At 67.3% G+C, this 20,764-nt stretch carries 22 protein-coding genes; 21 read left to right on the top strand and 1 reads right to left on the bottom strand.

Annotated elements, in window-relative coordinates:
* Nucleotides 1–37: 37 nt before the first annotated feature.
* The 10 genes from mihF to A3K89_RS08935 all read left to right on the top strand — a co-directional run bounded on the left by mihF (nucleotide 38) and on the right by A3K89_RS08935 (nucleotide 10,388).
* Nucleotides 38–358, top strand: coding sequence for an integration host factor, actinobacterial type (gene mihF, locus A3K89_RS08980; RefSeq protein WP_068424306.1), 321 nt, complete (start codon nucleotides 38–40; stop codon nucleotides 356–358).
* Nucleotides 359–385: 27 nt separating this feature from the next.
* Nucleotides 386–988: a guanylate kinase gene (gene gmk, locus A3K89_RS08975; RefSeq protein WP_068425940.1), complete on the top strand. Its 603-nt coding sequence runs from the start codon at nucleotides 386–388 to the stop codon at nucleotides 986–988.
* 90 nt (nucleotides 989–1,078) lie between these two features.
* Nucleotides 1,079–1,384, top strand: a complete 306-nt coding sequence (gene rpoZ, locus A3K89_RS08970) for a DNA-directed RNA polymerase subunit omega (protein ID WP_068424304.1) — start codon at nucleotides 1,079–1,081, stop codon at nucleotides 1,382–1,384.
* 24 nt (nucleotides 1,385–1,408) lie between these two features.
* Nucleotides 1,409–2,653, top strand: coding sequence for a bifunctional phosphopantothenoylcysteine decarboxylase/phosphopantothenate--cysteine ligase CoaBC (coaBC, locus tag A3K89_RS08965; RefSeq protein ID WP_068424302.1), 1,245 nt, complete (start codon nucleotides 1,409–1,411; stop codon nucleotides 2,651–2,653).
* A 155-nt stretch (nucleotides 2,654–2,808) separates the two neighbouring features.
* Nucleotides 2,809–4,023 (top strand): methionine adenosyltransferase, encoded by a 1,215-nt coding sequence (metK, locus tag A3K89_RS08960; protein WP_068424300.1) that lies wholly within the window; start codon nucleotides 2,809–2,811, stop codon nucleotides 4,021–4,023.
* Entirely contained in the window at nucleotides 4,020–6,044 is a 2,025-nt protein-coding gene (locus tag A3K89_RS08955) for a primosomal protein N' (RefSeq protein ID WP_068425937.1), read from the top strand. Before metK ends, A3K89_RS08955 begins: the two co-directional genes overlap by 4 nt.
* Nucleotides 6,045–6,129: 85 nt before the next feature.
* Nucleotides 6,130–6,981 carry a cyclase family protein gene (locus tag A3K89_RS08950; protein WP_068424297.1) on the top strand — a complete coding sequence of 284 codons (852 nt, stop codon included), beginning with the start codon at nucleotides 6,130–6,132 and terminating at the stop codon, nucleotides 6,979–6,981.
* Between the two features lie 90 nt (nucleotides 6,982–7,071).
* Nucleotides 7,072–7,878: a PadR family transcriptional regulator gene (locus A3K89_RS08945; RefSeq protein ID WP_254303476.1), complete on the top strand. Its 807-nt coding sequence runs from the start codon at nucleotides 7,072–7,074 to the stop codon at nucleotides 7,876–7,878.
* An 81-nt stretch (nucleotides 7,879–7,959) separates the two neighbouring features.
* Nucleotides 7,960–8,883, top strand: coding sequence for a methionyl-tRNA formyltransferase (fmt, locus tag A3K89_RS08940; protein WP_068424295.1), 924 nt, complete (start codon nucleotides 7,960–7,962; stop codon nucleotides 8,881–8,883).
* Complete coding sequence (locus A3K89_RS08935; protein WP_068424293.1) at nucleotides 8,880–10,388, top strand: RsmB/NOP family class I SAM-dependent RNA methyltransferase; 1,509 nt, start codon at nucleotides 8,880–8,882, stop codon at nucleotides 10,386–10,388. Before fmt ends, A3K89_RS08935 begins: the two co-directional genes overlap by 4 nt.
* On the opposite strand, the gene A3K89_RS25730 is transcribed toward A3K89_RS08935, so the two are convergent.
* Nucleotides 10,371–10,568 carry a helix-turn-helix domain-containing protein gene (locus A3K89_RS25730; protein ID WP_254303475.1) on the bottom strand — a complete coding sequence of 66 codons (198 nt, stop codon included), beginning with the start codon at nucleotides 10,566–10,568 and terminating at the stop codon, nucleotides 10,371–10,373. The genes A3K89_RS08935 and A3K89_RS25730 overlap by 18 nt on opposite strands.
* Nucleotides 10,569–10,603: 35 nt before the next feature.
* Here A3K89_RS25730 and A3K89_RS25725 point away from each other — a divergent pair, with 35 nt between their 5' ends.
* The 11 genes from A3K89_RS25725 (at nucleotide 10,604) to whiA (ending at nucleotide 20,654) form a co-directional block, all read left to right on the top strand.
* Nucleotides 10,604–10,855: a VOC family protein gene (locus A3K89_RS25725; RefSeq protein ID WP_167674268.1), complete on the top strand. Its 252-nt coding sequence runs from the start codon at nucleotides 10,604–10,606 to the stop codon at nucleotides 10,853–10,855.
* A 48-nt stretch (nucleotides 10,856–10,903) separates the two neighbouring features.
* Nucleotides 10,904–11,581, top strand: a complete 678-nt coding sequence (gene rpe / locus A3K89_RS08920; RefSeq protein WP_068424289.1) for a ribulose-phosphate 3-epimerase — start codon at nucleotides 10,904–10,906, stop codon at nucleotides 11,579–11,581.
* Complete coding sequence (gene ribD / locus A3K89_RS08915) at nucleotides 11,581–12,627, top strand: bifunctional diaminohydroxyphosphoribosylaminopyrimidine deaminase/5-amino-6-(5-phosphoribosylamino)uracil reductase RibD (protein ID WP_068424287.1); 1,047 nt, start codon at nucleotides 11,581–11,583, stop codon at nucleotides 12,625–12,627. The genes rpe and ribD overlap by 1 nt, the downstream gene beginning before the upstream one ends.
* A 3-nt stretch (nucleotides 12,628–12,630) precedes the next feature.
* Entirely contained in the window at nucleotides 12,631–13,242 is a 612-nt protein-coding gene (locus tag A3K89_RS08910) for a riboflavin synthase (RefSeq protein ID WP_068424285.1), read from the top strand.
* An 82-nt stretch (nucleotides 13,243–13,324) separates the two neighbouring features.
* The gene (locus tag A3K89_RS08905; protein WP_068424283.1) at nucleotides 13,325–14,614 is read left to right on the top strand and encodes a bifunctional 3,4-dihydroxy-2-butanone-4-phosphate synthase/GTP cyclohydrolase II; all 1,290 of its coding nucleotides are present in this window, start codon (nucleotides 13,325–13,327) and stop codon (nucleotides 14,612–14,614) included.
* Complete coding sequence (ribH, locus tag A3K89_RS08900) at nucleotides 14,611–15,108, top strand: 6,7-dimethyl-8-ribityllumazine synthase (protein ID WP_068424281.1); 498 nt, start codon at nucleotides 14,611–14,613, stop codon at nucleotides 15,106–15,108. Before A3K89_RS08905 ends, ribH begins: the two co-directional genes overlap by 4 nt.
* Entirely contained in the window at nucleotides 15,105–15,560 is a 456-nt protein-coding gene (locus tag A3K89_RS08895; protein ID WP_068424276.1) for a PH domain-containing protein, read from the top strand. Before ribH ends, A3K89_RS08895 begins: the two co-directional genes overlap by 4 nt.
* 36 nt (nucleotides 15,561–15,596) lie before the next feature.
* The gene (uvrC, locus tag A3K89_RS08890) at nucleotides 15,597–17,690 is read left to right on the top strand and encodes an excinuclease ABC subunit UvrC (RefSeq protein ID WP_068424274.1); all 2,094 of its coding nucleotides are present in this window, start codon (nucleotides 15,597–15,599) and stop codon (nucleotides 17,688–17,690) included.
* Between the two features lie 104 nt (nucleotides 17,691–17,794).
* Nucleotides 17,795–18,661, top strand: coding sequence for an RNase adapter RapZ (rapZ, locus tag A3K89_RS08885; RefSeq protein WP_068425934.1), 867 nt, complete (start codon nucleotides 17,795–17,797; stop codon nucleotides 18,659–18,661).
* A complete protein-coding gene (locus tag A3K89_RS08880) occupies nucleotides 18,658–19,680 on the top strand; it encodes a gluconeogenesis factor YvcK family protein (protein WP_068424272.1) in 1,023 nt (340 codons plus the stop codon). The genes rapZ and A3K89_RS08880 overlap by 4 nt, the downstream gene beginning before the upstream one ends.
* The gene (gene whiA, locus A3K89_RS08875) at nucleotides 19,671–20,654 is read left to right on the top strand and encodes a DNA-binding protein WhiA (protein WP_068424269.1); all 984 of its coding nucleotides are present in this window, start codon (nucleotides 19,671–19,673) and stop codon (nucleotides 20,652–20,654) included. Before A3K89_RS08880 ends, whiA begins: the two co-directional genes overlap by 10 nt.
* The last annotated feature ends 110 nt before the right edge of the window (nucleotides 20,655–20,764 follow it).

The following is a 20,764-nucleotide window of genomic DNA, read 5'->3' as shown; positions in this document are numbered from 1 at the left end:
CCGTGCACTGTCCACCCCACGATGAGACGGAGGAAACGTGGCGCTTCCCCAGTTGACCGCAGAGCAGCGTGCCGCTGCTCTGGAGAAGGCGGCTGCCGCCCGTAAAGTCAGGGCCGAGCTCAAAGAGCGCCTCAAGCGAGGCGGCACCGATCTGAAGCAGGTGCTCAAAGACGCCGAGACCGACGAGATCCTCGGCAAGATGAAGGTATCGGCACTTCTCGAGGCATTGCCGAAGGTGGGCAAGGTCAAGGCGCAGGAGCTGATGACCGAGCTGGAGATCGCGCCGACGCGTCGTCTCCGTGGCCTCGGCGATCGCCAGCGCAAGGCACTGCTGACCAAGTTCGATTTCGACGCCTGAGTGCACGTACAAGCGGAGGTAGCGCACGTGTCCGATCGTGACGCGTCATCGCCCCGGAGGGGCCGGCTCATCGTTTTGGCCGGTCCCTCCGGCGTCGGTAAGTCCAGTGTCGTCCGCGTCGTTCGACGCGTACTGCCCGAACTGTGGTTCAGCGTGTCCGTCACCACGCGCGACCCACGTCCGGGTGAGATCGACGGTGAGGACTACCACTTCGTCACCGCCGCGGAGTTCGATCGCATGATCGAGGCAGGGGAGCTGCTCGAATGGGCCAGCGTCCACGGTGGCCTGCATCGGTCCGGCACCCCGGCCGCGCCGGTCGAAGAGGCGCTCGAGCAGGGGAAACCGGTGCTTCTGGAGCTCGACCTCGCCGGCGCGCGAGCGGTACGGGTGTCGAAGCCCGAGGCGCAGCTGGTGTTCATGGCACCGCCGACGTGGGACGACCTCGTTCACCGACTCACGTCGCGGGCGACCGAGGAATCGGCGGCCACCGCACGCCGACTGGAGACCGCCAAGGTCGAACTGGCCGCGCAGGACGAGTTCGACACGGTCATCGTCAATACCGATGTCGACCATTCGTGCGAAGAGTTGGTATCCTTGTTGGTCGGTAGCTCGTCGGTCGGCCCTTCCTGAGGTTCTCGGCCTCCGAGGTTCACGAGCACGAACAACCTTTTCGCAGTTCAGTACGTATGCAGCATCGACGCTATTCAGGGAGATTCCATAGTGAGCAGCACTTCAGTGGCCGGTTCCGACTTCGACGCGCGTAGCGCACTCCCGGCTTACGACACGCCGCTCGGGATCACCAACCCTCCGATCGACGAGCTCCTCGCGCGCACGTCGTCGAAGTACGCGCTGGTCATCTACGCAGCCAAGCGCGCGCGTCAGATCAACGACTACTACAACCAGCTCGGCGACGGCATCCTCGAGTACGTCGGCCCGCTCGTCGAGCCGGGCCTGCAGGAGAAGCCGCTGTCCATCGCGCTTCGCGAGATCCACTCCGATCTCCTCGAGCACTCCGAAGGCGAATAAGAACCGAACAAGGAATCAGCCAAGTTGCGCGTAGTCGTCGGTGTAGGCGGAGGTATCGCCGCCTACAAGAGCTGTTCCCTCATTCGAAGGTTCACCGAGAACGGTGACCACGTCCGCGTCATCCCGACCGAATCCGCGCTCGAGTTCGTCGGCCGCGCAACATTCGAGGCGTTGTCGGGCAACCCGGTCCACACCGGAGTGTTCGCCGACGTTCCCGAGGTGCCTCACGTGCGCCTCGGGCAAGAGGCGGACCTGGTCGTCGTCGCGCCTGCGACCGCCGATCTGATCGCTCGGATGGCAGGCGGCCGGGCCGACGATCTTCTGACCGCCACGTTGTTGACGGCGAGATGTCCCGTCGTCGTCGCGCCTGCGATGCACACCGAGATGTGGGAGCACCCGGCGACGGTCGCCAACGTCGCCACTCTGCGCAGTCGGGGCGTCACGGTCATCGAACCCGCTTCGGGGCGGCTGACCGGCCGCGACACCGGCGCGGGACGGCTTCCCGAGCCCGACGAGATCCACGCGCTCGCGATGCTGTCGGCAGAGCGCACCGATTCGCTTCCGCACGATCTCACCGGCCGCCGCGTCGTCGTGACAGCAGGCGGCACCCGCGAACCGCTCGATCCGGTTCGGTTCCTGGGCAATCGCAGCTCCGGCAAACAGGGCTACGCCATCGCCCGCGTCGCGGCGCAGCGCGGTGCGCGTGTGACGTTGATCGCCGGCTTCACCGCGAATCTTCCGGATCCGGCCGCCGTCGACGTCGTTCACGTCAAGACCGCGCACGAGATGCGGGACGCGGTGACGCAGTACTCGGCCGACGCCGACGCCATCGTCATGGCTGCGGCCGTCGCGGACTTCCGCCCGTCCAGTATCGCGACGAGCAAGATCAAGAAGGGCGCCCACGAGCCCGACTCGATCCCGCTCGTCCGCAACGACGACATCCTCGCCGGTCTCGTCGACGCGCGTCGGAACGGGGATATCGACAAAGCCACGGTCATCGTCGGTTTCGCCGCCGAGACCGGTGACGAGCACGGCGACGTCCTGACCTACGCACGCGCGAAGCTCGAACGCAAAGGTTGCGATTTGCTCGTCGTCAACGCGGTCGGCGACGGCAAGGCGTTCGAGGTGGATCACAACGACGGATGGCTCCTCGGATCGGACGGATCGGAAGCCGCTCTCGGTGCCGGGTCGAAGGCGCTGCTCGCCAGTCGCGTCGTCGACGCGGTGGTCTCCGTGCTGTCCGATGTTTCACATTCGGATCTCGGGTGATTTCAAGGGTGCACGGGCGACATCGACGCGACTAGTGTCGGTGTGCCAGAACGCCCATGTGTGCTTACCTGCAGTAACAGCGTGACCGTAGACAATGGAAGTGCCGACCGGAGCAGCGGCTCCGATCGGCCGGGAAACACGTCGAGAGGAAATCCGTGAGCAAGTCCGGCAGTCGGCTCTTCACCAGTGAGTCCGTGACCGAGGGTCACCCAGACAAGATCTGCGACGCCATCAGCGATTCGATTCTCGACGCGCTCCTCGCGGAGGATCCGCGTGCGCGCGTGGCGGTGGAGACGCTCGTCACGACCGGCCAGGTTCACGTCGCGGGCGAGGTCAACACCACCGCCTACGCCGACATTCCGAAGATCGTGCGCGACAAGGTGCTCGAGATCGGCTACGACTCGTCCGCCAAGGGCTTCGACGGCAACTCCTGTGGCGTCAACATCGCCATCGGTGCGCAGTCTCCGGAGATCGCGCAGGGCGTCGATCACTCCCACGAGGCACGCGTCGAGGGCCTGTCCGACGACGAGATCGACCGGCAGGGCGCAGGCGATCAGGGTCTGATGTTCGGCTACGCCAACACCGACACCCCCGAGTTGATGCCGCTGCCCATCGCGCTCGCACACCGGCTGTCGCGTCGTCTCACCGAGGTTCGTAAGTCGGGTGTGCTTCCGTACCTGCGTCCGGACGGCAAGACCCAGGTCACCATCGAGTACGACGGGGACGACGCGGTGCGCCTCGACACGGTCGTGGTGTCGACGCAGCACGCCGCCGACATCGACCTCGACAACCTGCTGACGCCCGACATCCGCGAGAAGGTTCTCGGCTCGGTACTCGAAGAACTGAACGTGCCCACGCTGGACACGTCCAACATTCGTCTGCTCGTCAACCCCACCGGCAAGTTCGTGCTCGGTGGACCGATGGGCGACGCAGGTCTGACCGGCCGCAAGATCATCGTCGACACCTACGGCGGAATGGCGCGCCACGGTGGTGGCGCGTTCTCGGGCAAGGATCCGTCGAAGGTCGACCGGAGCGCCGCGTACGCGATGCGCTGGGTCGCCAAGAACGCCGTCGCCGCAGGTCTGGCCGACCGCATCGAGGTCCAGGTCGCCTACGCCATCGGCAAGGCAGCCCCCGTCGGTCTGTTCGTCGAGACCTTCGGTACCGAGAAGACCGACCCGGCGCGCATCCAGTCGGCGATCAACGAAGTCTTCGACCTGCGTCCGGGCGCGATCATTCGCGATCTCGACCTCCTCCGCCCGATCTACGCGCCGACCGCCGCCTACGGTCATTTCGGTCGTACCGACATCGCGTTGCCGTGGGAGTCGACCGACCGCGCGGAGAAGCTGCGCGCGGCAGCGGGTCTCTGAGCAGCACAGCGCGAGCGGCAGCACCCGAGCTCCCCATAGCTCGGGTTCTGCCGCTCTTGCCGTTACCGCACCTCGATCGCGAGTTCGACTATCTCGTCCCCGCCGAATTCGCCGACGACGCGAAGGTCGGCGTTCGTGTCCGCATCCGCTTCGCGGGTCGACTCGTCGACGGTTTCGTCGTCGAACGCGTGGCGACCACCGAGCACACCGGCAAGCTGGGGTGGCTCGACCGCGTCGTGTCCGACGAGCAGGTTCTGACGCCGGAGGTCAGCCGGCTGGTGTCGGCCGTCGCGCATCGCTACGCGGGAACGCGTGCCGACGTTCTCCGGCTGGCGGTTCCGCCGCGTCACGCCAAGGTCGAGTCCGAGGATCCGCCCGAAAAACCGGACGTTCCAGAACCCGTGGTCGACGAACGAGCGTGGAGCAGCTATACCCACGGGTCCGCGTTTCTCGATGCACTCCGCGCCGGCCGCAATCCACGGGCCGTCTGGCAGGCCCTTCCGGGCGAGGAGTGGGCGCGTCGGCTCGCCGAGCTCGCGGCAACGTGTGTCGCCGTGGGCCGCAGCGCCGTCATCGTGGTGCCCGATCAACGCGACCTGGATCGGGTCGCGGCCGCGTGTGAAGCGGCAGCGGGCCCGGACGTCGTGGCTGCGCTCTCCGCCGGGCTCGGTCCGGCCAAGCGATACCGGAGATGGCTCGGCGTGCTGCGTCGAGACGTGTCGATCGTGGTCGGTACCCGCAGTGCCGTTTTCGCACCCGCCGCGAATCTCGGTCTCGTCGTGCTGTGGGACGACGGTGACGACGGATACGCCGAGCCGCGTTCGCCGTATCCGCACGCCCGTGAAGTCGCGTTGCTGCGAGCGTTCGAGACCGGATGCGGCGTGGTCCTCGCCGGACACGCACGCACCGCAGAGGCCGAAGCGCTCGTCGACTCGGGATGGGCCCACGATCTCGTGGCGCCACGAGACGTGGTCCGCGCCCGGCAGCCTCACGTCGTCGCGTTGGCCGACAGCGATCATGCGCTGGCCCGCGATCCGGGAGCCCGCGCTGCGAGGCTGCCGGCGATTGCCTTCGACGCTGCGCGAACAGCGGTGAAGAACGACCTACCGGTGCTGGTGCAGGTACCGCGCGGCGGCTACATCCCGTCTCTCGCGTGCGGAAAATGCCGGACCCCAGCGCGATGCCGCCGATGCAACGGCCCGTTGGCACTACCGTCGGCGCCAGGAGCCGACGGGGCCGCGAGCCCCACGTGCACGTGGTGTGGCATCGCCGACACCAATCATCGCTGCACCGTGTGCGGCTCGCGCGCGCTCCGCGCAGTCGTCGTCGGAGCGCACCGCACCGCCGAGGAACTGGGACGCGCATTCCCCGGCGTCACGGTGCGAACATCGGGGGGCCCGGCAGTTCTGGACACCGTCGAACCCGGTGCGTCGCTTGTCATCTCGACGGTCGGCGCCGAGCCGTGGGCTCCGGGCGGGTACGGTGCTGCGCTGCTTCTCGACGGATGGGCGCTGCTCGGCCGAGCCGACCTGCGTGCGGCCGAGGAAGCGCTGCGACGCTGGATGACGGCAGCTGCCCTCGTACGTCCGGGAGCCGAGGGCGGCCGCGTCGTGGTCGTCGCGGAATCCGAGATTCCGACGGTTCAGGCTCTGGTCCGGTGGGATCCAGTAGGGCACGCGCGAAGTCAACTCGACGAGCGCGCCGAGGTGCGCTTCCCGCCTGCTGTCCATGTCGCGGCCGTCGATGGCACGACCGCCGCGATCATGGCTCTCGTCGAGACGGCCGAATTGCCCGAGGGGACAGAGGTTCTCGGGCCGGTGGACCTTCCCGAGGGGCAACGGCTGCCTGCGGGCGGCGGCGAGGACAGGATGCCAGGAGACGTGCAACGGCTGTTGTTGCGGGTCCCGCGTGCCGCCGGGGGAGCGCTGGCGCACGCGCTCGCCGACGCTCAGGCGGTTCGGAGCGCGCGGAAGAACACCGAGGCGGTCCGCGTGCAGATCGATCCCATTCGTATCGGTTGAGTCACCGCTCGGCTGCCGGTCCGCATAGAGTCCTCGGCGACGACGTGGCACCACACGAAACTCGGCCGCGAGGAGGGCGCTTCGAATGCACCGCAGGCAGTGGGTTCGGCGGGTGGCGACGGGACTGGCCGGCATCGCGGGGGCGCGGTTCGCGGGTCGGAGTTTCGCACATGCGGCACCCGGGACCGGATCGGCCGATCTACCGACGCCGGCGGTGCCGCTGGGCGAACTGGTGCGCATCGTCTCGTTGTCGCACGTCAACGATCCGGCGTCCACACCGATCTTCTCCGGCGACCCGGAGTTCGTGCTGGAGACAGCCGCGACGGTCGCCGAGGACGGGTACTACCTGCAGAACGTGCGCCAGGGTGAGCACACGGGAACGCACTGGGGTGCGCCTGCGCACTTCCAGGACGGAGGCCTGACGGCGGACCGACTCGTACCCGAGGATCTGTTCCTGCCTGCCGTCAAGATCGACATTCGCGACAAGGCCGCGGCCGACGCCGACTATGCGGTCACCGTCGCCGATCTGCAGGAGTGGGAAACTGCACACGGGCGGATCCCGTCCGGAGCTGCGGTCGTGCTGTGGACCGGCTGGGAATCGCGATGGGGCACCGATGCATACGTGGGCGCGGACGCGGACGGTGTGACCCATCAGCCGGGCTTCTCCGCCGACGCCGCCCAGTGGTTGATCGACACGGGCAGGCTCGCCGCTCGCGGCGCTCTCGGCACCGATACGTTCGGTCCCGATCTCGGTAACGACGACACGTATCCGGTGTCGGAAAAGCTGTACGACCAGCACCGCATCAGCCTCGAAAACCTGACCAACCTCGGATCGTTGCCCACCACCGGTGCTTACATCCTGGTCGGCGGCCCGATCAATCGCGCCGGATCGGGTTCTCCTGCAACGATATTCGGGTTGGTTCCGCGGCTGTCCTGACGCGGGTGAGCTCGACCGTCAGGGGGTTGCCATCGATGCATTGTCGATATATCGTCAATATGTCCAAACGATACGACAAGGAGCAAGGACATGGAAAACTACTTCGACATGCACCGCATGCCCTGGATGGGCATGGCGGAACGTGCCCAGAAGCGGCGAGCGTTCACGATGTGGATGCCGCAGGATGCGTCCGGTCCCGAGGATTCGCGACCGGATTCAGGTCATCGTGGCGGGCCGGGTCACCGTGGTGGCCATGGGCGTCGCGGACACGGCGGCGACGGACTCCGCGGAGACGAACACCGCGGACGCGGCGACCGGAATCGCGGCTTCGGGCCAGGTGGCTTCGGACCGGGCGGATTCGGCGGTTTCGGGCCGGGCGGCGACTTCGGACGAGGTCGAGGACGCGGCGGACGTGGTCGGCGAGGAGACGTCCGATCGGCAATTCTGTTGTTGCTGGCGGAATCTCCCATGCACGGCTACGAGCTGATCCAGCAGATCGTCGCGCGAAGCGAGGGTGCGTGGAAGCCGAGTCCGGGATCGATCTATCCCGCCCTGTCCCAGTTGGAAGACGAGGGCCTCGTTCTGATCGAGAAAGTCGACGGCCGCAAGACTGCACGACTCACCGAGCAGGGAACCACCTTCGTCGACGAGCACCGAGCTGAGCTGGGCGCCCCGTGGGACGACGTGCGCCGCAGCGTCGGCGGTGACGCTCTCGATCTGCGCGGTCTCATCGGCCAACTGATGGGCGCAGCAGGCCAGGTTGCAGCAGTCGGGACGCCCGACCAGGTGAAGGCGGCCGGTGAGGTTCTCACCGACGCACGGCGACGTCTCTACCGCATTCTCGCCGAGGACGATGCCGACAACGGCGACGCCGCGTCGTCGCCTACGGCGGAGTGATCGATGAGCTGCGACAGCGGTTCCCTAGAATAGGTAGTTCGTCGTACGGAATCGAACTACCTATTCTTCGGGAGCCAACTGGTGCGTGTTGTGTTTGCAGGGACGCCTGATGCGGCGGTTTCGTCGCTGGAACGGCTGATCGCGTCGACGAAACACGATGTGGTGGCCGTCGTGACGCGGCCCGATGCCCACGCCGGACGCGGCCGCAAGGTCAATCGCTCCCCCGTCGGACTACTGGCCGACCAGCACGGGATCCCGGTTCTGACCCCGAGGCGTCCGTCCGAACCCGAATTCGTGTCGGAACTGACCGATCTCGCTCCCGACGTGTGCCCCGTCGTCGCGTACGGCGCTCTACTTCCGCGGCCCGTTCTCGACATCCCTCGCTTCGGCTGGATCAATCTCCATTTCTCTCTTCTCCCTGCGTGGCGCGGAGCAGCGCCCGTGCAGGCGTCGATCGCCGCAGGAGACGACATCACCGGCGCATCGACCTTCCTGCTGGACGACGGCATGGACACCGGTCCTGTTCTCGGCGTCGTCACCGAGACGATTCGCCCGACCGACACGTCGGGAGATCTGTTGCACCGGCTGTCGGTGAGCGGTGCGGAGCTTCTGGAGGCGACGCTCGACGCCATCGAATCCGGTGAGGCATCGGCAATCCCGCAACCCACGGACGGTGTGTCCCACGCCGCGAAGGTGACCGTCGACGCGGCCCGCATCGACTGGTCGGCGTCGTCGACGGCGGTCGACCGGCATATTCGTGCCGTCACTCCCGCGCCGGGCGCCTGGACGACGATCGGAGATCTGCGTGTGAAGATCGGACCGGTCCGTCCGTCCGACAAGACGCTCGAACCCGGAGAGGTTCTGGCGCGCAAGGACGGTGTCCACATCGGAACCGGTGACGGCTCGATCGTTCTCGGTGACGTGCAACCGCAGGGCAAGAAACTCATGAAGGCAGCAGATTGGGCGCGCGGCGCACGATCGATCGACGGGACGGTGGCGCAGTGAGCGACCGCAGCAGTAACTCGAACCGAGACGGCAACTCCGACAACGCCGGTCGGCGTCGTTCCGGCGGCGGATCGGCTCGCGGCGGTCGGCCGCAGCGCAGTCCCGGATCTCGTGGTGGCGGTGGCCAGCGACCCCAGCGCGGGCGCGGACCGTCGTCGGCACCGCCGATCGATCCGGCACGGCTGGCTGCGCGCGATGTTCTGAAGGCAGTTCGTGAACGCGATGCGTACGCCAATCTCGTTCTGCCAGGACTGCTTCGGGATCGCAAGCTGGACAGCCGCGACGCGGCGCTCGCGACCGAACTTGCCTACGGCGCGTGTCGCGCCCGTGGGTTGCTCGACGCGGTCGTCGAATCAGGTTCGGGCAGAAAGATTTCCGAGATCGACGGCGGTCTGCTCGACATTCTTCGTCTCGGCGCCTACCAACTGTTGCGCACGCGTGTCGCGCCGCACGCCGCCGTCGCCACGTCCGTCGACCTGACGCGCGCCGAATTCGGCAGCGGCAAAGCGGGATTCGTCAATGCCGTACTGCGGCGGGTGTCGGAGAAGAGCGCCGAGGAGTGGGTCGCCGAGCTCGCTCCGGACGCGGAGAAGGATCCGGTGGGGCACCTCGCGTTCGAACATGCCCACCCGAGATGGATCGCGCAGGCATTCGCCGACGCACTCGGTGCCGACGCGGGCGAGCTGGCGGCGGTCCTCGAAGCCGACGATGCCCGTCCGGCGGTCCACCTCGTCGCGCGTCCCGGAGAGATCTCGGCCGAGGAACTGGCGTTGATCACCGGGGGAGAAGAGGGAAAGTACTCGCCCTACGCGGTCTACCTCGACGGCGGCGACCCCGGCAAGCTCGACGCGGTCCGCGACGGTCTCGCCGGGGTGCAGGACGAGGGCAGCCAGCTCGTCGCGCGGGCGCTGACGCTGGCACCGCTCGACGGTCCCGACGGGGGTCGTTGGCTCGACCTGTGTGCGGGGCCGGGCGGCAAGGCGGCGCTGCTCGGTGCACTGGCCGAGATCGACGCGGCGCAGGTCGACGCCGTCGAGCCTGCGGCGCACCGGGCCGAACTGGTGCGCAAGACGACCAAGGCGCTGCCCGTCACCGTGCACGCCGTCGACGGACGCGATCCGGGCCTGGATCCGGGGTACGACCGCGTCCTCGTCGACGCGCCCTGCACCGGTCTCGGAGCGTTGCGTCGTCGCCCCGAGGCACGGTGGCGACGCTCGCCGAAGGACGTCGCCGAGCTGGTGACGTTGCAGAAGCAGCTGTTGGCCTCCGCGATCGAACTGGTGCGTCCCGGCGGGGTCGTGCTCTATTCGACCTGCTCACCGCACCTGTCGGAGACCTCGGCCGTCGTCGCCGACGCGGTCCGCAGGCACGGTGTGGAGGAGCTCGACACCCGCGCACTGGTGCCCGATGTGCCGGGTGTCGGCGACGGCACCTCGGTGCAGTTGTGGCCGCACCGACACGGAACGGATGCCATGTTCCTGGCGGCGCTACGCAAGCCGTCGTGATCGATAGTCGCTCGGTGGCACGCCCACGAGTTCGGTGAACTCCCGGGTAAAGTGCGCCTGGTCGAACCAGGCGTAGCGCGCCGCCAGATCGGCGATGGAGCCGGAGAATCCGTCGTCGAGATCGGTGATGGCGTCATGAATGCGGTACCGGTTCAGCACCCATTCGGGGGTCGTGCCCACGTACCGCGGTCGCACACGCGGAACAGGAGTACGCGATGGTGACGGGAAAGGACACCGCGCTCGGCTTCGGTCGCGTCGAGGACTACGTCTCGCCCGCGTGGCCGAATCCCCACGGCAGCAAGCAGTTCCATGTCGATCTCGCCGTGGACGACCTCGACGACGCCGCGCGCCGGGCCGTCGACCTCGGGGCTGTGCTTCCCGATGATCAGCCCGGGGAGACGTGGCGGGTGCTGCTCGATCCGGCGGGCCATCCGTTCTGTCTGACGAAGGCGGAGAACTGGGGTTGACGGCAACCGCCTGTGACGGCTGATACAGGGCCGCACTAGGCTGCGCATGTGGCTGCTCCGATGATCGCTCCGTCGATATTGTCCGCCGATTTCGCTCGTCTGGGGGAGGAGGCCGACGCTGTCACCGGTTCGGACTGGCTGCATGTCGACGTCATGGACGCGCACTTCGTTCCGAACCTGACGTTGGGCCTGCCCGTGGTGAAGAGCCTGTTGAAGGCGACGGACATCCCGCTGGACTGCCATCTGATGATCGACGACCCCGGCCGGTGGGCGCCGTCGTACGCCGAGGCAGGTGCGTACAACGTGACGTTCCACGCCGAGGCAACGGACGATCCGATCGCAGTGGCGAAGGACATTCGGGCGGCAGGCGGGAAGGCGGGCCTGTCGGTCAAGCCGAACACCCCGATCGAGCCCTACCTGGAAATCTTGAAGGAATTCGACACGCTGCTGGTGATGAGCGTCGAGCCCGGCTTCGGCGGGCAGTCGTTCATTCCCGACGTGCTCGGCAAGGCTCGAACCGTGCGGAAACTCGTCGACTCCGGTGAGCTGACGCTCGTCGTCGAGATCGACGGTGGAATCAACGTCGACACCGTCGAGCAGGCGGCCGAGGCAGGCGTCGACTGCTTCGTCGCCGGCTCTGCCGTGTACGGCGCTGCCGATCCCGCCGCTGCGGTCCGTGGACTCCGCGAGCAGGCAGGGCGCGCGTCGGCACATCTTTCCCTCTGATGTCGGATCCCGCCGCGTCCGACTATGTGCCGGACTACGCGGCCGCGATGCGCACGGCGATCGACGCGTCGGAATCGGCACGGGGACGTACGAGCCCCAATCCGCCCGTCGGCGCAGTGATCCTCGATGCCGCCGGCGCGGTCGTCGGTATCGGGTCCACGCAACCACCCGGTGGTCCTCATGCCGAGATCATGGCGTTGCGCGAGGCCGGTGACCGGGCTCGGGGCGGTACGGCCGTCGTCACGCTCGAGCCGTGCAACCACACCGGTCGGACCGGGCCGTGTGCAGTCGCGCTGATCGATGCCGGTATCGCCCACGTGATCCACGCCGTCGACGACCCCAACCCCGTGGCGATGGGCGGCGCGGACAGGCTGCGCGACGCGGGTGTCGTCGTGGAATCCGGTCTGGAGGCCGACGCCGTCTCGCACGGTCCGTTGCGCGCCTGGCTGCACAAGCAACGAACGGGCAGGCCGTTCGTGACGTTGAAGTACGCGGCAGGTCTCGACGGACGCAGTGCCGCCGCAGACGGAACGAGTCAGTGGATCACCGGTCCCGACGCGCGCGCTCACGTCCACGCCGAGCGCGCGAAGCTCGACGCCGTCGTCGTCGGGACCGGAACAGTGCTGGCCGACGACCCGCTGCTGACCGCACGGCTGACCGACGGGTCCAACGCCGCCCGGCAGCCGCTGCGCGTCGTCGTCGGGCGACGTGAGATACCGGCCGGTGCTCGTATACGCGGAGACGACGCGCAGACGGCGTTCGTCCGCAGTCACGACCCACTCGACGTCCTCGCCGTTCTGGCCGACCACACCGATGTGCTGGTCGAAGGTGGTCCGACTCTGGCGGGTGCGTTTCTCGCAGCGGGCGTGGTCGACCGAATCGTGGCCTACATCGCGCCCGTCGTGCTGGGGTCGGGCAGAGCCGCGGTGGAGAATGCGGGGGTCGGAACAATTGCCGACGCCCTGCGGTTCTCGATCGAGAGTGTGCAGACGCTGGGGACCGACCTGGTCGTCGTCGCCGTACCGAAAGAAACAGGAGTGACGTAGACAGTGTTCACCGGGATAGTCGAAGAGCTCGGCGAGATCGTCGGCAAGGAAGACCTGGCCGACGCGGCGCGGTTCACCGTCAAGGGACCTGTCGTCACGTCGGATGCAGGTCACGGAGATTCGATCGCGGTCAACGGTGTGTGCCTGACCGTGGTGGACGTCCTCGACGGGATCTCCTTCACCGCCGACGTCATGCAGGAGACATTGAACCGGTCAAGCCTGCAGCGGCTGGAGGTGGGCAGCCGCGTGAACCTCGAACGCGCTGCGTCGCTCGGCAGCAGGCTCGGCGGACACCTCGTTCAGGGGCATGTCGACGGCACCGGAACGGTCGTCAGCCGCTCGCCCTCCGAGAACTGGACGGTGGTGCGCATCGCGCTGCCGACCTCGGTCGCCCGATACGTCGTCGAGAAGGGATCGATCACCGTCGACGGTGTCTCGTTGACGGTGTCCGGCCTGGGCGAGGATGCGGACGGTCACTGGTTCGAGATCTCGCTGATCCCGACGACACTCGAGCTCACCACCCTCGGCCGGTCGCCGGTCGGTACGCCGGTGAACCTCGAAGTCGACGTCATCGCGAAGTACGTCGAGCGCCTGCAGACCCTCGCCGCAGACTGACCGAACCGGAAAGTAGTGTTGGAGGGGTATCTGCGCCGACGTCTGAAGTCGGTGCGGAACGAGACACTTTGGAGCGTACGACGTGACTAGGTTCGACAGTATCGAGCGTGCTGTCGCCGACATCGCCGCAGGCAAAGCCGTGGTGGTGGTCGACGACGAGGATCGCGAGAACGAAGGCGATCTGATCTTCGCCGCCGAGAAGGCCACCCCCGAGCTCGTGGCGTTCATGGTGCGATACACGTCCGGATACCTCTGTGTTCCGCTGTCCGGCGACGACTGCGACCGGCTCGGTCTGCCTCCGATGTACGCGACCAACCAGGACAAGCACGGCACGGCGTACACGGTCACCGTCGATGCGCGCGAAGGCATCGGAACCGGTATCTCCGCATCCGATCGTGCCGCGACCATGCGTCTGTTGGCCGACCCGAACAGCGGCGCGGGCGACTTCACTCGTCCGGGCCACGTCGTGCCGCTGCGCGCCAAGGACGGCGGCGTGCTGCGACGCCCCGGCCACACCGAGGCCGCCGTCGACCTGGCACGCATGGCGGATCTTCGTCCCGCCGGTGTGATCTGCGAGATCGTCAGTCAGAAGGACGAGGGTGAGATGGCTCGCACCGACGAGCTGCGTGTCTTCGCCGACGACCACGATCTCGCGCTCATCTCCATCGCCGATCTCATCGCATGGCGTCGCAAGCACGAGAAGCACGTCGTACGCGTCGCCGACGCACGGATCCCGACGTCGCACGGCGTTTTTCGCGCCGTCGGCTACCAGAGCGTGTACGACGACGTCGAGCACGTAGCCCTCGTGCGCGGCGACATCGCAGGCCCCGACGGCGACGGCAGCGACGTGCTCGTGCGCGTCCACTCCGAATGCCTCACCGGCGACGTCTTCGGGTCTTTGCGCTGCGATTGCGGTCCGCAGCTCGACGCCGCACTCGAGATGATCGCGCAGGAAGGCCGCGGCGTCGTGCTGTACATGCGTGGCCACGAAGGCCGCGGCATCGGTCTGCTGCACAAACTGCAGGCCTACCAGCTGCAGGACGCGGGATCGGACACCGTCGACGCGAACCTCCAACTCGGATTGCCCGCCGATTCGCGCGACTACGGCATCGGTGCGCAGATCCTGGTCGACCTCGGCATCTCGTCGATGCGTCTGCTGACCAACAACCCTGCCAAGCGCGTCGGACTCGACGGCTACGGTCTGCACGTCACCGAGCGGGTGCCGATGCCCCTGCGCGCGAACGCCGAGAACCTGACGTATCTCCGGACCAAACGCGACCGCATGGGCCACGACCTCGTCGGCCTGGACGAGTACGAGTTGGGTCACAAGGCCGGCTCCACCCCGGACATCGAGTTGGGAACGAATCCATGAGCGGCGAGGGCGAACCCGTACTCCAGTTGTCCGGTGCTGCCGATCTGAAGTTGGCGATCGTGGCGGGCCAGTGGCACAAGACGGTGTCCGAGGCGCTGCTCGACGGAGCCACTCGCAAGGCCGACGAGGCAGGTGTCACCGACGTGACCGTCGTACGCGTCGCGGGTGCCATCGAGCTTCCCGTCGTCGCGCAGCAGTTGGCGCGCACGCACGACGCAGTGGTTGCGTTGGGCGTCGTCATCCGGGGCGGCACGCCGCACTTCGAGTACGTCTGCGACGCCGTCACGGCCGGTCTGACGCGGGTGTCGCTCGACGAGGGCACTCCTGTCACCAACGGTGTTCTGACGACCAACGACGAGCAGCAGGCGCTCGATCGTGCCGGGCTTCCCGGGTCGAGCGAGGACAAAGGCGCCCAAGCGGTGGCCGCGGCCATCGACACGGCGTTGACGCTGCAGCGACTACGGCAGCCCAGTGTCGACGGGGCTGCGCGATGACCGAGCCCGGTCGCTGGGAACTCGAAGTCAGATCTCGGAAGTCCGCCCGATACGCCGTCGTCGCGGCGATCGTACTGGTCACCGCGCACGTGACCGTCGCCGTTCTCTTGCGAGTGTCGCCGACCGGTGTGTACTTCCGTACCGCCGACCAGCTGGCGCTCGCCGGCATCGGCTTCTTGCTCGCCGGCATCGCGTTGCTGCTGACGCGTCCGCGTGTGCGGGTCGGCGCGGAAGGGGTCGCGGTCCGCAACATCCTGTCCGAGCGACTCATCGAGTGGGATCTCGTTCGGGGTCTGTCGTTCCCCGACGGCGCCATGTGGGCACGCGTCGACATTCCCGACGACGAGTTCATCCCGGTCATGGCCATCCAGTCGAACGATCGCGACCGAGCCGTCGCAGCCGTGCGCACGTTCCGCGCTCTCGAAGCCAAATACGCAGGCGCCGACACGTGATGTTCCGCGTCGGACCCTGCGGCTAGCCTGGATTACGTGTCCGATCCCTCTACGTATCGCCCGGCCACCGGGACCATCCCGGTCGAACCCGGCGTGTACAAATTTCGTGATCCGCACGGACGCGTGATCTACGTCGGCAAGGCCAAAAGCCTGCGCAGCCGACTCAATTCGTACTTCGCGGACGTCGCGTCGTTGCATCCGCGTACCCGCCAGATGGTCACCACCGCAGCGTCCGTCGAATGGACGGTCGTCACCACCGAGGTGGAGGCGCTGCAGCTCGAGTACAACTGGATCAAGGAGTTCGATCCGCGGTTCAACGTTCGGTATCGCGACGACAAGAGCTACCCGATGCTCGCCGTCACGATGAACGAGGAGTATCCGCGGCTGTTCGTCTACCGCGGTCCGAGACGCAAAGGTGTGCGGTACTTCGGGCCGTACGCGCACGCGTGGGCCATCCGGGAGACCCTCGATCTACTGCTGCGAGTGTTCCCGGCGCGTACCTGCTCGGCGGGAGTGTTCAAGCGGCACAGCCAGATCGGCAGGCCCTGCCTGCTGGGGTACATCGACAAGTGTTCGGCGCCCTGCGTGGACCGCGTCAGCGCCGAGGAGCACCGCAAGATCGTCGAGGATTTCTGCGATTTCCTTTCCGGCAAGACCGACAAGCTCGTGCGGCAACTCGAGAAGCGCATGCAGGAGGCGTCCGAGGAACTCGATTTCGAGACCGCGGCTCGGCTGCGCGACGACGTCGGCGCACTCCGACGCGCGTTGGAGAAGCAGGCTGTCGTTCTCGGTGACGGCACGGACGCCGACCTCGTCGCCTTCGCCGCCGACGACCTCGAAGCCGCCGTGCAGGTCTTCCACGTGCGCGGTGGGCGGGTGCGCGGCCAGCGGGGCTGGGTCGTGGAGAAGGCGGGAGAAGTGGTCGAGCAGCAAGCCGAGAACCGTGACGATCTGCCTGCTCTCGTCGAGCAGTTCCTGACGCAGTTCTACGGTGAGCAGGCTGCCATGTCGATTCAGTCGCCCGGTGTCGACGACGCAGGCGCCAATGCGGTTCCGCGTGAGGTCCTCGTTCCGGTCATGCCTGCCAACTCCGATCAGGTACAGCAATGGCTCAGCCGTCTGCGCGGGTCCAACGTGCAGCTTCGGGTTCCGCAGCGCGGTGACAAGAAGGCGCTGGCCGAGACCGTCGAACGCAACGCCAAGGAGGCGCTGCAGCAACACAAGCTCAAGCGTGCAGGTGACTTCACGTCCAGATCGGCTGCGCTGCAGGGTATTCAGGAGGCGCTCGATCTCGACTCCGCGCCTCTGCGGATCGAGTGCATCGACATCTCGCACGTACAGGGCACCGATGTCGTCGCCTCGCTCGTCGTGTTCGAGGACGGTCTCCCGCGCAAGAGCGACTATCGCCATTACTCGATCAAGGAAGCGGCGGGCGACGGACATTCCGACGACGTCGCCAGCATCGCCGAGGTGACGCGTCGCCGATTCCTCCGGCACAGTTCCGACGCCGGTGGCGGTGGCGACCTGTCAACCGAGGCCGCGTTGGATCCGCAGACCGGACGCCCGAAGCGCTTCGCGTACCCACCGAACTTGTTCGTCGTCGACGGCGGCGCTCCCCAGGTCGCAGCCGCCTCCGAGGTTCTGGACGAGCTGGGCGTGACCGATGTCGCGATCGTCGGTCTGGCCAAGCGTCTCGAAGAGGTGTGGGTGCCGGGCGAGTCGGATCCGGTCATCCTGCCGAGGACCAGCGAGTCCCTGTACCTGCTGCAACGGGTGCGCGACGAGGCACACCGATTCGCCATCAGTTTCCACCGCAGCAAGCGTTCGCGTCGCATGACGGCGTCGGCGCTGGACTCGGTACGCGGGCTCGGCGAGACGCGTCGTAACGCTCTCGTGGCGCATTTCGGATCCGTCGCCAAGCTGAAGCAGGCGTCGGTCGAAGAAATCGTCCAGGTACCGGGAATCGGCGAGATGACGGCGAAGTCGGTGCTCGAGGCACTGGGTGCGGAGTCCGGCCCTGTCATACCGGACACCGTCGGGTCGGACACTTCGGACATCGTCGGTCAAGATGGAGTCACGGGCAGCGACGCTGCCGATCGGGGTCGGGAAGATGCAACTTCGACAGGGTGAGGCGTGACGTGAGCAAACCGGATGTACAGCCGGCGCCGGACGCGACGGCGGCGGACAGCGCGAGCGACAACAGCGACGACGTCGTCCCACCGCACCCAGGCGGTATCGAGGTCGCCCTCGTCACCGGCTTGTCGGGCGCGGGGCTTCGTACTGCCGCCAAGGCGCTCGAGGACATGGGGTGGTACGTCGCGGACAACCTGCCACCCGAGCTGATCTCGAAGATGGTCGATCTGGGCCTGGAGTCGGACCCGCGCATCGAACGGCTCGCACTCGTGATGGACGTGCGCAGCCGTCTGTTCACGGGCGACCTCGGCTGGGTCGTCCGGGAACTCGATTCCAAGGGCGTCCGCAATCGTGTCTTGTTCCTCGACGCCACCGACGCGGCGCTGATTCGACGGTTCGAGTCCAACCGACGTAGCCACCCACTCCAGAACGACGGGCAGGACGGCACGCTGACCGAAGGCATCGCAGCCGAGCGGCTCCGCCTCGCGCAGGTCAAGGCGGCAGCCGACGTGACGATCGAGACCTCGTCGCTGTCGGTGCACCAGCTACGTCGCAAGATCGAGGCCGCGTTCGGAGGCGCGGATGCCGCGATGATCGGCGTCACCGTGCAGTCCTTCGGCTTCAAGTACGGTCTTCCGATCGACGCGGATCTGGTGTGCGACGTCAGATTTCTGCCCAACCCGCACTGGGTTCCGGAGCTCCGCGAGCACACTGGTCGGGACGAGGCGGTCCGCGACTACGTCCTGGAGCAGGACGGGGCCCAGGACTACTTGAACACCTACCACCATCTGTTGCAGCTGACGGTGGACGGATATCGGCGGGAAGGCAAGCGATACATGACGGTTGCAGTCGGGTGCACCGGAGGAAAACATCGAAGCGTAGCCATGTCGGAAGCGCTAGCCGCGATGCTGGAACAACACGACGACCTGTCGGTGCGGGTGCTGCATCGAGACATGGGTCGCGAATGACCGACCTGCAGCCGGACGACACGTCGTCGAAGAAGATCGTCGCGCTGGGTGGAGGTCACGGCCTGTATGCCACGCTGAGCGCGGCCCGCAGGCTCGCCTCCGACGTGACGGCCGTGGTGACCGTCGCGGACGACGGGGGATCGTCGGGTCGCCTTCGCGCCGAGCTCGGTGTCCTTCCGCCCGGTGACCTGCGGATGGCATTGGCCGCGCTGGCCGCCGAGAACCCGCGCACCCGCATGTGGGCCGACGTGCTTCAACATCGCTTCCGCGGTACCGGGGCGTTGGCGGGACACTCGGTGGGCAATCTCATACTGGCCGGGCTCACCGAGGTGCTCGGTGACACGGTTCTGGCGCTCGACGAGGTGTCCGATCTGCTGGGAATCCGCGGCAGGGTGCTCCCGATGGCACCCGTTCCGCTCGACATCGAGGCGGACGTCTCGGGGCTGGAGGACGATCCTCGGGTCAGCCGCGTCATACGGGGTCAGGTGGCCGTCGCGACGACACCCGGCAAGGTGCGGCGTGTCCGTCTGATGCCTCCCGACCCACCGGCGACGCCGGAAGCGGTGGAGGCCATCGGCGCGGCCGACCTCGTCGTGCTGGGTCCCGGCTCGTGGTTCTCCAGTGTCATTCCCCACGTTCTCGTCCCGGACCTACTGGCTGCTCTCGACCGATCGACGGCGCCGAAGGTCCTGGTGTTGAATCTCGCGCCGGAGTTGGGGGAGACCACCGGATTCTCCGCCGAGCGGCATCTGCACGTACTCTCCCAACACGCGCCTGACTTCGGAGTCGACTACGTCCTCGTCGACTCGCTCTCCGTGCCTGCCGGGGGAGAGCGAGACCACCTCGCCCGTGCGGCTGCCAGGCTGGGAGCCGAGGTCGTCTACGACGATGTCGCCGAATCAGGTACTCACGCGCATCATTTCGGAAAGTTGGCGGCAGCGCTCGGTAGCATCGTCTCGTCGCGAGACGGGACTGCGCCGACGACGTCGCGCAGAGAGGGGATCACTTCGTGGCCATGACAGCGGAGGTGAAAGACGAGCTCTCGAGGCTCGCGATCACCCAGGTGAGCTGCAGGAGAGCCGAGGTGTCGGCTCTCCTGCGGTTTGCAGGTGGGCTTCACATCGTTGCGGGGCGTGTCGTCGTCGAGGCGGAGGTCGATCTGGGGTCGATCGCGCGGCGCCTGCGGCGGGAGATCTTCGACCTCTACGGCTACTCGTCGGACGTGCACGTTCTCAGTGCAGGCGGTCTGCGCAAGAGCTCTCGCTACGTCGTGCGCGTCGCGAAGGACGGCGAAGCGCTGGCTCGCCAGACGGGACTGCTCGACATGCGCGGTCGGCCCGTGCGTGGTCTCCCCGCACAGGTCGTCGGCGGGACGGTCGGCGACGCCGAAGCGGCATGGCGCGGTGCCTTTCTCGCTCATGGGTCGCTGACCGAGCCGGGTCGCTCGTCGGCGCTCGAGATCAGCTGCCCCGGTCCGGAAGCCGCGCTGGCGCTCGTCGGTGCAGCCAGACGACTGGGTGTGGCAGCCAAGGCGCGTGAGGTGCGTGGCACCGATCGCGTCGTCGTCCGCGACGGCGAGGCCATCGGCGCTCTGCTGACCCGCATGGGAGCTCAGGACACTCGCCTCGTCTGGGAGGAACGCCGCATGCGACGCGAGGTGCGTGCGACCGCCAACCGGCTCGCGAACTTCGACGACGCCAACCTACGACGCTCCGCACGTGCTGCAGTCGCGGCGGCGGCACGCGTCGAACGGGCGTTGGAGATCCTCGGCGACGACGTTCCCGACCATCTCGCCGCGGCGGGTTCGTTGCGAGTCCAGCATCGACAGGCGTCCCTGGAGGAGCTCGGCCAGCTGGCCGATCCGCCGATGACGAAGGATGCCGTCGCGGGAAGGATCCGCCGTCTGCTGTCGATGGCGGACCGAAAAGCGAAGGACACCGGCATTCCGGACACCGAGTCGGCCGTCACCGCGGAACTGCTCGACGAGGCGTGAATGCCCTGGTAGCGGACGACCCGCGCGCGAGTCGTGACTGCGCACTAGGGTGGGATCTGCTGCGTGCGGATGTCCACATGCACGAAATCCGACAAACGGTTCAACAACTT

The sequence above is a fragment of the Rhodococcoides kyotonense genome (genome assembly GCF_001645385.1).
Lineage (GTDB): Bacteria > Actinomycetota > Actinomycetes > Mycobacteriales > Mycobacteriaceae > Rhodococcoides > Rhodococcoides kyotonensis_B.
The sequence above is the reverse complement of the archived record's forward strand: the minus strand, read 5'-3'. Positions and strand labels throughout refer to the sequence as shown.